The sequence below is a fragment of the Nonomuraea sp. NPDC049129 genome, from assembly GCF_040648495.1.
GTDB lineage: Bacteria > Actinomycetota > Actinomycetes > Streptosporangiales > Streptosporangiaceae > Nonomuraea.
Genome location: NZ_JBEZDU010000009.1, coordinates 1 through 13007 on the forward strand (window position 1 = coordinate 1; position 13007 = coordinate 13007).

The 13007-nt window shown below is 72.1% G+C and carries 9 protein-coding genes; 3 read left to right on the top strand and 6 right to left on the bottom strand.

Features of this window, described 5'->3' with window-relative positions; translation table 11 throughout:
- The 4 genes from AB0B64_RS27775 to meaB all read right to left on the bottom strand — a co-directional run.
- Nucleotides 1-1549, bottom strand: a 1549-nt coding sequence (locus AB0B64_RS27775) for a zinc ribbon domain-containing protein (protein WP_358180706.1), incomplete at its 3' end; no start/stop codon positions are given.
- Between the two features lie 267 nt (nucleotides 1550-1816).
- A complete protein-coding gene (locus AB0B64_RS27780) occupies nucleotides 1817-2305 on the bottom strand; it encodes an acyltransferase domain-containing protein (protein WP_358180709.1) in 489 nt (162 codons plus the stop codon).
- Nucleotides 2306-2310: 5 nt separating this feature from the next.
- On the bottom strand, nucleotides 2311-4569 hold the full coding sequence (locus AB0B64_RS27785) for a CehA/McbA family metallohydrolase (protein WP_358180712.1): 2259 nt from the start codon (nucleotides 4567-4569) through the stop codon (nucleotides 2311-2313).
- A 135-nt stretch (nucleotides 4570-4704) separates the two neighbouring features.
- Nucleotides 4705-5670, bottom strand: a complete 966-nt coding sequence (gene meaB / locus AB0B64_RS27790; protein WP_357946064.1) for a methylmalonyl Co-A mutase-associated GTPase MeaB — start codon at nucleotides 5668-5670, stop codon at nucleotides 4705-4707.
- 107 nt (nucleotides 5671-5777) lie between these two features.
- Between meaB and AB0B64_RS27795 the strand changes: the two genes are divergently transcribed.
- Genes AB0B64_RS27795 through AB0B64_RS27805 form a run of 3 tightly spaced genes read left to right on the top strand, consistent with a single transcriptional unit; the run spans nucleotide 5778 to nucleotide 9048 of the window.
- Nucleotides 5778-7298 (top strand): protein kinase, encoded by a 1521-nt coding sequence (locus tag AB0B64_RS27795; protein WP_358180715.1) that lies wholly within the window; start codon nucleotides 5778-5780, stop codon nucleotides 7296-7298.
- A gap of 2 nt (nucleotides 7299-7300) precedes the next feature.
- Nucleotides 7301-8908, top strand: a complete 1608-nt coding sequence (locus AB0B64_RS27800; RefSeq protein WP_357946060.1) for a protein kinase — start codon at nucleotides 7301-7303, stop codon at nucleotides 8906-8908.
- Complete coding sequence (locus tag AB0B64_RS27805; RefSeq protein ID WP_357946057.1) at nucleotides 8908-9048, top strand: hypothetical protein; 141 nt, start codon at nucleotides 8908-8910, stop codon at nucleotides 9046-9048. Before AB0B64_RS27800 ends, AB0B64_RS27805 begins: the two co-directional genes overlap by 1 nt.
- A gap of 7 nt (nucleotides 9049-9055) precedes the next feature.
- On the opposite strand, the gene scpA is transcribed toward AB0B64_RS27805, so the two are convergent.
- Both scpA and AB0B64_RS27815 read right to left on the bottom strand, forming a co-directional pair.
- Entirely contained in the window at nucleotides 9056-11224 is a 2169-nt protein-coding gene (gene scpA, locus AB0B64_RS27810) for a methylmalonyl-CoA mutase (protein ID WP_358180718.1), read from the bottom strand.
- Nucleotides 11221-12948, bottom strand: a complete 1728-nt coding sequence (locus AB0B64_RS27815; RefSeq protein ID WP_357946051.1) for a methylmalonyl-CoA mutase subunit beta — start codon at nucleotides 12946-12948, stop codon at nucleotides 11221-11223. Before AB0B64_RS27815 ends, scpA begins: the two co-directional genes overlap by 4 nt.
- Between the last annotated feature and the right edge of the window lie 59 nt (nucleotides 12949-13007).

The window sequence follows — 13007 nt, forward strand, 5'->3', positions numbered from 1 at the left end:
AACGGTGGGTGCGGGTGGCGTGTTGGCCGAGCAGGCCGCGGGAGACGATCCGCTCGGCCGCTGCCCAGTCCCGATCACAGGACAGGCCGCAGGCCGGGCAGTAAGCCCACCTCCAGCCCCGCTCGGCGAGCCGGTCCGGGGCCGGGCAATGCTGGAGCACCGACGTACCGTCCCCGCACCGGGGGCAGTACCGGGAAGTGCCACGCGCCGGAACCGTGACCACCGCGATGGCGTACTTGGCGGCCAGATGCCGGATCGCCTCGACGATCCGCCCGCGCACCTGCCCCGACAGGCGCGCGTTCACCCTGGCCCGGCGCCCGCGCGCCTCCAAGGTGGCCAGGTCCTCCACATAGATGACCGTCGCCCCTGCGGCGGCGGCCTGGTCGACCGCCCACCGCGCCGCCGACCAGGTCAGTGCCTTGTTCAGGTTGCGGATACGGGCGCACAGCCGCTCATGCTCGACCCCGAGAGCCCGGCAGGCCGCGCTCAACGTGGCGCGGCGGGGATCGGCGACGGTCATCCAGGCCAGGAGTCGTTGTTGATGCTTTATCTTGGCGGCCAGGTGTTCACGCTCGGCCCGCAGCCGGTGCAGCTTGGCCGACACACCGCTCGCGTCGTAGACGAACGGCCGCCCATCACTGATCACCCGGTCATCGGCCAACTCCGCTGCCACGCCGGTCAGTAGCCCGTTGAGGCCCCAGTCGAACCCGCACCCGACCCGATGACCGGTAGCGGGCGCGAAGCCGACCGGGATCTGAAACGGCAGATCGACCCGCACCCGCCCCTTGACCACCCGCACGGTAGGGGCGCACAACGCCGCCTCCGGCGGCACGGTCGGCGGCAAGACGACAGGCAGCACATGCCAGGCCCAGTCACTGGCGGACGCGGGCGATTCGACCAGCGGAAGCCGCACCCGCAGCCGGGCGCCGTCATCGCCGGTGCGCTCCAGGGTGAGCAGTTGCCGGTCGGCCGCCGCCAGCACCACCTGCGCCGCAACCTTCGGCGGCTCCTCCAGGTCGGTCAGATCGGCCGGGAACGCGCCATGCTCGTCGCGATAGGCGCGGATCTGCCGGGTCCGGTTCCGGATGTCGGCCGCCGTCACCCCGTCCGGCAGCAACGCGCGCAGCGCCTGCCACTCGGCGCCGGTACGTGCACCCGTATTCTGCGGCCAGGTGGCCACGATCGCCGCCACCAGACGGCGCCGGTGCAGCGCCAGCCGCAACAGGCGGGCGGCCTGCTCTTGGGCGCACCGCATCACCCGATCACAGACGTACACGCCCAAGGGCGGGCTCACACCCCAGCCGAGCCGGCGCAGCGCCATCCAGCCCTTCGACGGCAACACCCGCCCGTCCAGCCCCACCCCGGACCCCAAAGCGTCCAGATCAGCCGCATTCCACCGGGCCACCACCAGACGGGCGGTCACATCGCGTGCCAGAGCGGTCAGCCAGGCCACCCGCCGCACCAGCAGCGCCTGCGCGACGACCTCACCGCTCGCCTCCACCACCGCCGCGTAAGCGGTGCAGGAGGCTGTCGCGGTGAGCCTACCCACCCACCGCCCCCCTCAGGTCAGGGGTGACCAGGCGACATCGACACGTGCACCGCACGACCTGGAGCCCAACCTGCACCCCGCTCACCCCCCGCCACCACGATGTGCGACCGCAACGCTACCAAGAGTTGACGTCTTTGGGTAGAACACGTGAGCGATACACGTCCGCCGGATACCGACCCATCCCGCGGGATCACGTTCCACCAGCACAGCACCGACTACGAGCCCAGCGCAGAAACCCAGGTCTTCATAGCGAATATGAAGAACGGTTCATACCCTGCCCAGCTCGTACAGGATGCCGCGAGCGTGCCGCATGAACCACCTGGGGTACTGCAGGCCGGCGGTGCCGTGCCGCTTGCGGTGCACGGCCATGTTGCGGCCCAGGTCGGCGAGCGTGGCCCGGGAGACCGCGTCCGGGACGCCGTGTTCGCGGTGATACCGCCTGGTGTACGGCAGGGCGGCGACGAACACGTGCACGAAAAAGTACGGGCCCAGCTCGGGCAGGTCGGGAAAGGCAGGGGGCGGGTCGAGGCTGCCCATGGCCGTCACCAGCGAGCCGACACACCGTTCGGCCAGCCACCACAGCGGGCTGCCCGGCTCCGGCAGCGTGGCCAGGACGGCGCCGATGTCCTCGTGCGGCACGGCGAGCCTGACCAGCTCGTCCGCGAGGTCGTCGGGGAAGGCGATCTTGGCGGGACCGCCGGATTCGAGGTGGCCGAACCAGTCGGGGTGGCCGCGGAGCAGCGTCTCGATGTCCATCGCCTTCAGCGTAGACGCGACTGGTAAACCGCTCTGGCCTGTCGCAGCACGGCCAGGTGGTCGACGAGCTGGTCGCGGTCGGCCAGCCTGGCGTGCTGTTTGATGAGGTCCTCCAGCAGGTCGAGCCAGTCGAGGCACCACCGCACGTCGGCGGGCGTGGCCACCGGCCTGCCGTCGACGTCCACGTACACGGGGCTGGTCAGGGCGTAGCCGGTGTGGTTGAGCGTGCGCGGGTGCGGGTCGCACAGGGCCTCGGCGATCACGTACGTGGGGCGGTCGGTCTCCAGCTCGACCGTCACGCTCAGCACCTCCTCCTCGCCGCGCCAGTGGACCGCGGGCGGGCGCCCACCGGCCTCGGCCCACTCGCTGGGGCTGGTCGCGGGCTCCAGGCCGCGTACCTCGCCACCCCACCGCTCGCCGGCCGGCAGGCGCTCCGCCCCGGCGCGGACGCCCTCCGCCGTACGGACGCGGACCGCCGTGACCTCCGGGCCGATGGCGGTGGCGGTGACCGTCAGCCGGTCGCCGCGGCACGTGTCGATCGTGTCGCCCGGCCCGTACCCGTCGACCGAGAGCTCCAGCCAGGGTCCGGTGGTGGCGAACGTACGGCCGGCCCGTACCGCCTCGGCGAACGACGCGGCGGTCAGCGCGCCCTCCACCTGGGCGTAGACGCGGGCCCAGCCCGGCGGGTTCGACTGGTTGCCGGCCCGGGTGAAGGAGAACATCGAGTCGGTGCCCGCCGTGACGGCCAGCCGGTTGCCCGCCCCGATCAGCCGCCGGTACACGGCCGCGCTCGCCGTGATCGACGAGTGGGTCAGCACGTCGAGGCTGTCGACGAGCCCGAGCGCGGCGTCGGCGACCAGCTCCCTGGCGGCGCAGTTGCGCGGCGCGGGCCAGACGATGGACTTGGGCGAGTCGCAGTCACCGATCGGCTGGTGGAACGGGTGGCTGTAGCCGACGAGCGCCCCCAGGCCGCGCAGCTCGCGCAGGCCCTCGGCGTTGGGCGGCCAGTCGGCGTCCCCGTCGAACCCGGTGTGGAAGCGCTCCGGCGCCGCCCGCGGCGCGAAGGCGTAGACGTGGCCGAGCAGATCGTTGCGGTATTCGGCGCCCATCCTGGCCAGGTGGGTCGCGTCGGACCAGGGCAGGTCGGCGCCGCTCCAGTGGTCGAGCGCCGCCCGGTCGTAGACGCGGCTGCCCGAGACGTTGCCGGCCACCAGGTTGAGCACGTGCAGGTCCTCGCCGTGCTGCGCCGCCGCCGCGTCGGCCGGCAGGCCGACCACGTCACCGGCCCAGTTGAGGTGTACGTGCATGTCGCCGCCGTACCAGCCGAGGGCCGCGGCGTCGTAGATCCTGCGCGGGGCCAGCCGTACCAGGTGCTCCTCGCCCGGCTCCGGAGTGATCTCCGCGGTCGCCGCGCCGTACTCCATGCCCCTGGTCACCGTGAGCGTCAGCGGTTCGGCCGGGACGCGCAGGACGAGGTCGTCGCCGTGGAAGTACGGGCGGCCGTGGAAGTCGTGGCGGTGCGGGGTCGCCTCGGGGAACCAGCCCTGTCCGTCGGCGCCGGCGACGCTCCACCGGCACGGGAACCCGGCGCTCAGCCGTAACGTGGCCGCCGGGGCCGTCCTGGTCAGCCCGTCGATCGGCACGGGTGCTCCGTCGACGGTGACCGTGCTGTCGCCGTCGATCTCGACCAGCCAGGCGCCTCTCGGCGCGACGACCCGTTCGGCGCCGTCCACGACGACGGCACTGGCGACGTCGCGCCGCGAGTCGACCAGCATCGCGAACCGCGGCGGTCCGGTGCGATCCGCACGGTCCGGCGGCCCGCCTGTCGCGGGGTCCGGCTGCGCACCAGCCGTGGGGTCCCGCTGCGTGCCCGTCGTGGGGTCCGGCACGGTGTGCGGTACGCGATCCAGCAGCGCGCGTGGCGTGCAGTCCAGTACGGCGCCGCCGGCCGTCAGGCGCAGGACGGCCAGGTGGGCGGGCAGTTCACCGTCGAGCGCGTCGCGCAGGAGCTCGTCGAAGTCCAGCTCCGCCAGGCGGGTGGCGAGCAGGTCCTGGGTCTCGCCGGGGTGACGCTCGGCGAGGCGGCCGTAGGCCAGCCGCCAGAACAGCTCCATCTGGGCGGGAGGCAGGACCCTGCGCCTGGCGAAGAGCTTGACGTAGTGGATCTCCGGCTCGCCCCAGGTGATGCCGTGCTCGCCGAGCAGCCGCCCGTACTCCGCCAATGCCCCTGTGACCGACTCCGGCAGCCCCGACTCCGCACCCATATGCCCCTCCAGGCGTAGATGGGGGCAATAGTGACATGAATCACGTCACTGAGTGATTACGGGGCGTAGAAGCGGATGGGATATACCACCCAGCGGAGGAGGAATCTCAACCCGAGACGCACTCACCTAGGCCGATCACCGGCGTGGGCGCTCGAAAGCGGACAGGAGACGGTCGGCGGCGAGGGCCGGGGTGAGGGTCCCCGCGAGGACGTCCCGCTCGACCTCCTCCGCGATCGCCGCCACCTCCGGCGCGTCCCGGAGCTCGGTCAGCAGCCGGTCGCGCACCAGCGTCCACGTCCACTGCACCTGCTGGCGGCGGCGCTTGGCGGCCAGGTCCAGCGACTTCTGGTGGGCCAGCACCTTGCGCCACAGCTCGTCGAGCCCCGCGCCCGTGAGGCCGCTGCAGGTGAGGACCGGCGGCGGCACGCTGTCGGAACGCAGCATGCGCAGCGCCCCCGCGAGCTCCCGCGCCGCCTTGCGCGCCGCGGGCTCGTGCTCGCCGTCCGCCTTGTTGACCGCGATGACGTCGGCCAGTTCGAGCACGCCCTTCTTGATGCCCTGCAGCTGGTCCCCGGTACGCGCCAGGCTGAGCAGCAGGAACGTGTCGACCATGTCGGCCACCGCCGTCTCCGACTGACCGACGCCCACGGTCTCGACGAGCACGACGTCGAACCCGCCCGCCTCCACCACGACCATGGCCTCCCTGGTCGCCTTGGCCACGCCGCCCAGGGTGCCCGAGGTGGGCGAGGGCCGGATGAAGGCGGCGGGGTCCATCGACAGGCGGGCCATGCGGGTCTTGTCGCCCAGGATGCTCCCGCCGGTCCTGGTGGAGGAGGGGTCCACGGCCAGTACGGCGACCTTGTGGCCCTGGCCGGTCAGCATGGTGCCGAGGGCGTCGATGAAGGTGGACTTGCCCACGCCGGGCACCCCTGAGACGCCCACCCGCGTGGCCCCGCCGGACAGCGGGGTGAGCTCGACCAGCAGCCGCTGGGCGAGCGCGATGTGGTCCGCCCTGGTCGACTCCACGAGCGTGATCGCGCGGGCGATCCAGGTACGCGAGCCTTCGCGCACCCCACGGGCATAGTCCTCCAGCGAGCGCACTCGCCCTCCTTTCTCAGGCTTGGTCAGCTTAACTTCCGACAGATCCTGACTTTTGGCGCTAAGGTGCTGGACGTCTATTCTCAGCTGTCACAGGAGTCACTCCCCTTATGCCCAATGTCGAACCCCTACGAGCGGGCGACCCGGCGGCGGTGGGGCGTTATCGGCTCGTCGGACGGCTGGGCGCGGGCGGCCAGGGCGTGGTCTACCTCGGCCAGGCGCGCAACGGGGCGCCGGTCGCGATCAAAGTGCTCCGCGAGGACATCGCGGGCGACGACCGCTTCGCCAAGGAGATCGCCGCCGCGCGGCGGGTGGAGCCGTTCTGCATCGCGCAGGTGCTCGACGCGTCGACCTCTGGCCGGCCGTACATCGTGACCGAGTACGTGGACGGCCCGTCCCTCCAGAACGCGGGCCGGCACAGCGGGGCGCGGCTGCAACGGCTCGCGGTCGCGACGGCGACCGCGCTGGCCGCCATCCACCAGGCGGGCGTCGTGCACCGCGACTTCACGCCGTCGAACGTCCTGCTCGGGCGGGACGGCCCGCGCGTCATCGACTTCGGCATCGCCCGCGCGCTGGTCTCCGGGGTGACCTCGACGAGCAGCATCGTCGGCACGCCCGCCTACATGGCTCCGGAGCAGCTGGCGGGGCAGGTGGTGGGGGCTCAGGTGGACGTGTTCGCGTGGGCGTCGGTGATCGTGTACGCGGCGTCGGGGGTGCCGCCGTTCGGCGACGATTCGCTGCCCGCGGTGATCAACCGCATCGTGCACAGCGAACCGCAGGTGGGTGAGCTGCCGGAGCCGCTGCGTTCGGTGGTGCTGAGCTGCCTGGCCAAGGATCCGGCCCGCCGCCCGTCCATGCAGGACGTGCTGCTGCACCTGCTCGGCGGACAGTCCCGGCCTCCGACGCCGCCGGAACAACCTGGATACGCTCCCGCGCCGGACCAGGCCGGGTATGACGCCGTGCCGGATCAGGGCGGATATGGTCTCGCGCCCGATCAGGACGCCACTCAGGTGAGCCCGCAGGCGGCCGGGGGCGACGGCAAGGCGCGGCCCCGGCGGCGGCGTGTGAAGACCGTCGCCATCGCGGGCGCTTCCGGCATCTCGGTGCTGGCGCTGGGCGCGGCGATCGTGTGGCTGACCCCTTCGACACCGCAACCGAAGACCAAGAACCTGTCCGGCATCTCCACGCCGACCCCATCGGCCTCCCCCACGCGTACACCCCGCCCGAAGAAGACCCGCACGTCCCAGCCGACCCCGGACCCCGCGAGCCAGAACGGCACCCCCAGCACGGACCCGACGGCCACTTCGGTCGCGGGCGGGCAGCTCAAGGTCCGGTACGTCCGCGCCGGCGGCGCGCTCGACAACGGGTGCTACTCCGGTGGCCAGGTGACGCTCAGGGGGCTGGTCCAGCGCCAGGGTAATCCGCTGAACTTCAGCTTCGCCTGGGTCATCGACGGCAGGACGGTGTCGCGGTCGACGGCCACCATCCCGCAGGACGGCGAGCTGTACCTGACTTCGCCCCGCAACATCAGAGGCGCCGGAAGCACCCACCTCGCGACCCTGCGGATCACCTCGCCCGTGGCCAGGCAGCGGAGCGTCTCCGTCACGCTGTGCCCGGGTGAGACGAACTGACGATGGCCGCGGAACCGCTCCTGCCGGAGGACCCCGGCGCTGTCGGTCCGTACCGGCTGGTCGGGCGGCTGGGCGAGGGCGGCCAGGGCGTGGTCTACCTGGCGCAGGCGCCGAACGGTGGGCCGGTCGCGGTCAAGGTGCTGCTGGACGGGCTGGTCGGGGACGACCGCTTCGCCAAGGAGGTCGCGGCGGCGCGGCGGGTGGAGCCGTTCTGCATCGCGCAGGTGCTGGACGCCTCGCTGGGCGCCCGGCCGTACATCGTGACCGAGTACGTCGAGGGCCCCTCGCTCCAGCAGGCGGGCCGGCACAGCGGTGGCGACCTGCAGCGACTGGCCGTGGCGACCGCCACGGCGCTGGCGGCCATCCACGCGGCCGGCATCGTGCACCGCGACTTCAAACCGGCGAACGTGCTGCTCGGACGGGACGGCCCGCGCGTCATCGACTTCGGCATCGCCCGCGCGACGGACTCCGCGCTCACGGTCACCAGCGGCATCGTCGGCACGCCCGCCTACATGGCGCCGGAACAGCTGGCCGGGGCGCCCGCCGGGCCGGCGGCGGACGTGTTCGCGTGGGGGTCGGTGATCGTGTACGCGGCCGGCGGGGAGCCGCCGTTCGGGCAGGACTCGCTGCCCGCCGTCATCAGCCGCATCCTCAACAACGAACCCCAGCTGGGGGACCTGCCGCGGTCGCTGCAGGCGATCGTGTACGCGTGCCTGTCCAAGGACCCGGCCCGCCGCCCGACCATGCAGGACGTCCTGCTGCGGCTCCTCGGCGGCCAGTCGTCCGGTACGCCGGTCGCCGGGCCCGGCTTCCCAGCGATGGGGGCCCACGGGACCGTGCCCGGCGCGCACGGCTCGATGGGCGCCGGGCACGGCCCGCAGCCCACGGGACCGATCGGGCCCGGCCAAGGCATGGAGCAGGGGCAGGCGGCGGGGCGTGGGCGGGTGCTCATCCCGCTGTTAGCCGGGGGCGGGAGTGTGGCGATCATGGCGTCCATCGCCACCGCCGTGACGCTCGCGTTCCCGCCGGGCACGGAGACCCAGCCGCCCGCGGCCGCCTCCTCGCCCAAGACAGGCGTCCAAACCGCGGACACCACCCCGTCGAAGAGTCCCCGGCCGCGCAAGACCACCACCCGCAAGCCCACGCGAAAACCCAGCGTGGGCCCCACCGTGAAACCCACGACCAAGCTCACCACGGAGCCCACGACCAAGCCCGCGTCCTCCCCCGAGCGCTCGACGCCCGCCCCCACCCGCACCACGAAGAAGCCCGCCGTCACCAAGGGCAACCTCTCGATCCTCGCCATCCGCGCCATGGGCGCCCACCCCACGAACGGCTGCCTCATGCCGCCGGTCAACTTCGACACCAACGTGGAGACGGACAAGACCCCGCCGGGCGAGTACGACGTGCTGAAGTACAACTTCGCCTGGCTCATCGACGGCAAGACCGTCATGCGGCGCGGGGGCCTGATCGGCCATGGGGAGTACACCGGCTGGGAAGGGTCGCTGGGCTACATGGTGAAGGAAGGCACGCACACGGTCACGTTCAAGTTGACCTCGCCGGTCGTCAAGAGCAGATCCACGACGTTCTCCGTCTGCTCCATCGAAGACTGATGACGGAGCGGGACCCTACCGAGATCGGCCCGTACCGGCTGACCAGGCGGCTGGGCGCGGGCGGTCAGGGCGTGGTCTACCTGGGGTACGCCCCGGACGGCACGCAGGTCGCCGTCAAGGTGCTGGACCGGCTGGACTGAGCCCGGGTCAGTGCCCCAGGCGGGACGCGAGCTCCTCCAGCAGGTCCAGGGCGGCGTCGGCGATCACCGTACCGGGAGGGAAGATCGCCGAGGCGCCGGCCGCGCGCAGTTCGTCGAAGTCGCCCGGCGGGACGACGCCGCCGACCACGATCATCACGTCGTCCGCGCCCAGCGCCGCCAGTGCCTGCCTGAGCGCGGGCACCAGGGTCAGGTGCCCGGCCGCCAGCGAGGACACGCCGACGATGTGCACGTCCGCCTCGACGGCCTGCCGCGCCACCTCCTCCGGCGTCTGGAACAGCGGGCCGACGTCCACGTCGAACCCCAGGTCGGCGAACGCGGTGGCGATCACCTTCTGGCCGCGGTCGTGGCCGTCCTGGCCCATCTTGGCCACCAGGATGCGCGGGCGACGGCCTTCGGCGCGCTCGAAGTCGGCGCTCGCCCGGCGTACCCGCTCGATGTTGGCGGCCGGGCCCGCCTCGTCGCGATACACGCCGGAGATGGTACGGACCTGCTCCGCGTGGCGCCCGAAGACCCGCTCCAGCGCGTCGGAGATCTCGCCCACGGTCGCCTTGGCGCGGGCGGCGTCGACCGCCAGTTTGAGCAGGTTGTGCTCGAGACCGGGGGTGGGCTCGCCGGCGGCCTTCGTCAGGGCGTCGAGCGCGCGGGCCACGGCGCCGCCGTCGCGTTCGGCCCGCAACCTGCGCAGCTTGTCGAGCTGCTGCGCCCGCACGGCGCTGTTGTCGACCTTGAGCACCTCGATCGGTTCGTCGGCGTCGGTGCGGTACTTGTTCACGCCGATCACGGGCTGGCGGCCCGAGTCGATGCGGGCCTGGGCGCGGGCCGCGGCCTCCTCGATGCGGAGCTTGGGCAGCCCGGCCTCGATGGCGCGGGCCATGCCGCCGGCGGCCTCGACCTCCTGGATGTGGGCCCAGGCGCGTTCGGCGAGATCGTGGGTGAGGCGTTCGACGTAGTAGGAGCCGCCCCACGGGTCGATCACCTTGGTGGTGCCCGACTCCTGCTGGAGGAGGAGCTGGGTGTTGCGGGCGATGCGGGCGGAGAAGTCGGTGGGCAGCGCGAGCGCCTCGTCGAGGGCGTTGGTGTGCAGGGACTGGGTGTGGCCCTGGGTGGCGGCCATGGCCTCGACGCACGTACGGGCGACGTTGTTGAACGGGTCCTGCGCGGTGAGGGACCAGCCGGAGGTCTGGGAGTGGGTACGGAGGCTCAGCGATTTCGGATTTTTCGCATTAAATCCGGAAACGAGGTTCGCCCACAGGAGGCGGGCGGCCCGGAGTTTGGCGACCTCCATGAAGAAGTTCATGCCGATGCACCAGAAGAACGACAGCCTGGGCGCGAACCTGTCGACGTCCATCCCGGCGGCGACGCCTGCCCGCAGGTATTCGACCCCGTCGGCCAGCGTGTAGGCGAGTTCGAGGTCACAGGTGGCCCCGGCCTCCTGGATGTGATAGCCGGAGATACTGATGGAATTAAACTTCGGCATCTTTTCACTGGTAAACGCGAAAATATCCGAAATTATGCGCATCGATGGGCCTGGGGGATAAATGTAGGTGTTGCGGACCATGAACTCTTTGAGGATGTCGTTCTGGATGGTCCCGGCCAGCTGCTCGGGCGCCACCCCCTGCTCCTCGGCCGCCACGATGTAGAGCGCCAGTACGGGCAGGACCGCGCCGTTCATGGTCATCGACACCGACATCCGGTCGAGCGGGATCCCGTCGAACAACTGCCGCATGTCATAGATCGAGTCGATCGCCACCCCGGCCATGCCCACGTCACCGGCCACCCGCGGATGGTCGGAGTCGTAGCCCCGGTGCGTGGCCAGGTCGAACGCCACCGACAGACCCTTCTGCCCGGCGGCCAGGTTGCGGCGGTAGAAGGCGTTGGAGTCCTCGGCCGTTGAGAAGCCCGCGTACTGGCGGATCGTCCAGGGCTGGTTGACGTACATGGTCGGATAGGGGCCGCGCAGGTACGGCGCGGCACCCGGATAGGTCCGCAGGAAGTCGAGCCCGTCGAGGTCGTCGGCCGTGTAGACCGGCTTGACCCCGATCCCCTCGGGCGTATCCCAGACCTCGGCGGCATCTACGGCGGCATCTACGGCGGGCTGAGCGGGCTCGGTGGGGGTCGGGTCGGTCAGTGGGATGGCCGAGAAGTCCGGGATCATCGCGTCACCTCCAGGTCGTCGAAGGTCGTGCGGAGCACGGCGAGCGCGTCGCACCCGGCGTAGAGGCGGCCGTCGACGCCTTCGTAGCTCCCCTTCCCCGCCAGCCAGATCTTTTTCGCGCCCGCCCGTCTCAGCGCGGCGGCGACCGCCTCGGCGTGCAGGCCGTACATCTTGTCGCTGGAGCACAGGCAGGCCACGTCGCTGCCGCTGACGGCGAAGGCGGTGGCGATCTGGTCGGGGTCGGTCCCCGGCCCGGCGGTCTGGGTGGCCAGGCCGCCCGCCTGGAACAGGTTCGCGGCGAACGCGGCGCGGGCCGTGTGGGCGGCGACGGGTCCGAAGGTGGCCAGGAACACCACGGGCCGCTCCGGCTGCGCGTCGGCGAGATCCCGCAGCTCCTCGAACTCCCGCGCGTACCGGATCCGCGGCAACCCCTCCCCCGCGAGTGCGCCCCCGTCACCGGGGCTCCGGCGGACCGGTTTCTCGTCGAGGTGGGGGAATTCGCTCACGCCGGTGATCGGGAAGCGCCGGTGGGCGATGTCGTCGGCACGGCGTTCCCTGGTCTCCGCGATCCGCTCGGCGACCAGGCCGGAGGCCGCCGTGATCCCCCCTGCGGCCTCGATCTCCTGGAACCAGGCCCAGGCGCGGTCGGCCAGGTCGGCGGTGCGGCGCTCGACGTACCAGGAGCCGGCCGCCGGGTCGGCCACCCGGCCGGCCCCGGCCTCCTCCAGCAGCAGCGCCTGCGTGTTGCGCGCCATCCGCCGGGCGAACGCGTCCGGCACCCCCAGGCACGCGTCGAACGGCTGCACGGTCACCGCGTCCGCGCCCCCCACTCCGGCGGCGAAGCAGGCGATGGTGGTGCGGAGCAGGTTCACCCAGGGGTCGCGGGCGGTCATCATGGCGGAACTCGTCACCGCGTGCTGCAGCTGCCCGCCGTCCGGCGCCCCGCACACCTCGGCCACCCGCGCCCAGAGCGTACGGGCGGCCCGTAGCTTGGCGACGGCGGCGAACTGGTCGTCGGTGACGGCGTAACGGAACTCCAGCTGCCCGAACGCCTGCTCGACCGTGAGCCCCGCACCGGTGAGCGCACGCAGGTGCTCGACGCCCAGCGCGATCGAGCAGCCGAGCTCGTCGGCGTCGCTCCCGCCCGCCTCGTGGTACGGCGTGGCGTCCAGCAGGACGGCCCGCATCCCCGGGAAGCCTTCCGCGCACCGCGCCGCCAGCTCGGCCGTCGTGTCCCGGCCGGCCGTACCGATCGAGGCGCCCAGGTTGCCCGTCGGCGAGACGCCGCGCTCCGCCGCCAGCCCGAACAGGGTCTCGGCGGCCTCCCGTACCTCGGGCCCGGCCTCCAGGACGATCGGCGCGAGGTCCAGAAGGACCTCCCGCAGCAGGTCGGCGAGCCGCTCGACCGGGATCGCGCCGGCACCCAGGACCAGCCAGAGCGAGGTGACACCGTGCTCCAGATCGGCCAGTACGGCCTCCGCGTCGGCCACGGCGTGCCGCTGCCGCACATCCCACCCGGCGCGCGCCCCAGGGGCGCCCTTCCTCAGGGTCTTGGGGAGATCGGCGGCGTCGTAGAGCGGCGCGAGCGTCACCCCGTCGTACGTGATGCTGGACAGCGCCTCTTCGGGCGACTCCGCTTCGACACCCGTCTTACGCAGGACCTCAAGCGCCAGCGCCCGCCAGTCATCCCGATTGGTGGGGGGAAAACCCGCTACCAGATGCATGTTCGGATAGTAGGCGTTGCCCTGTTAGGCGAGGAACCCCGGGTTCGCCCCTGACCGAC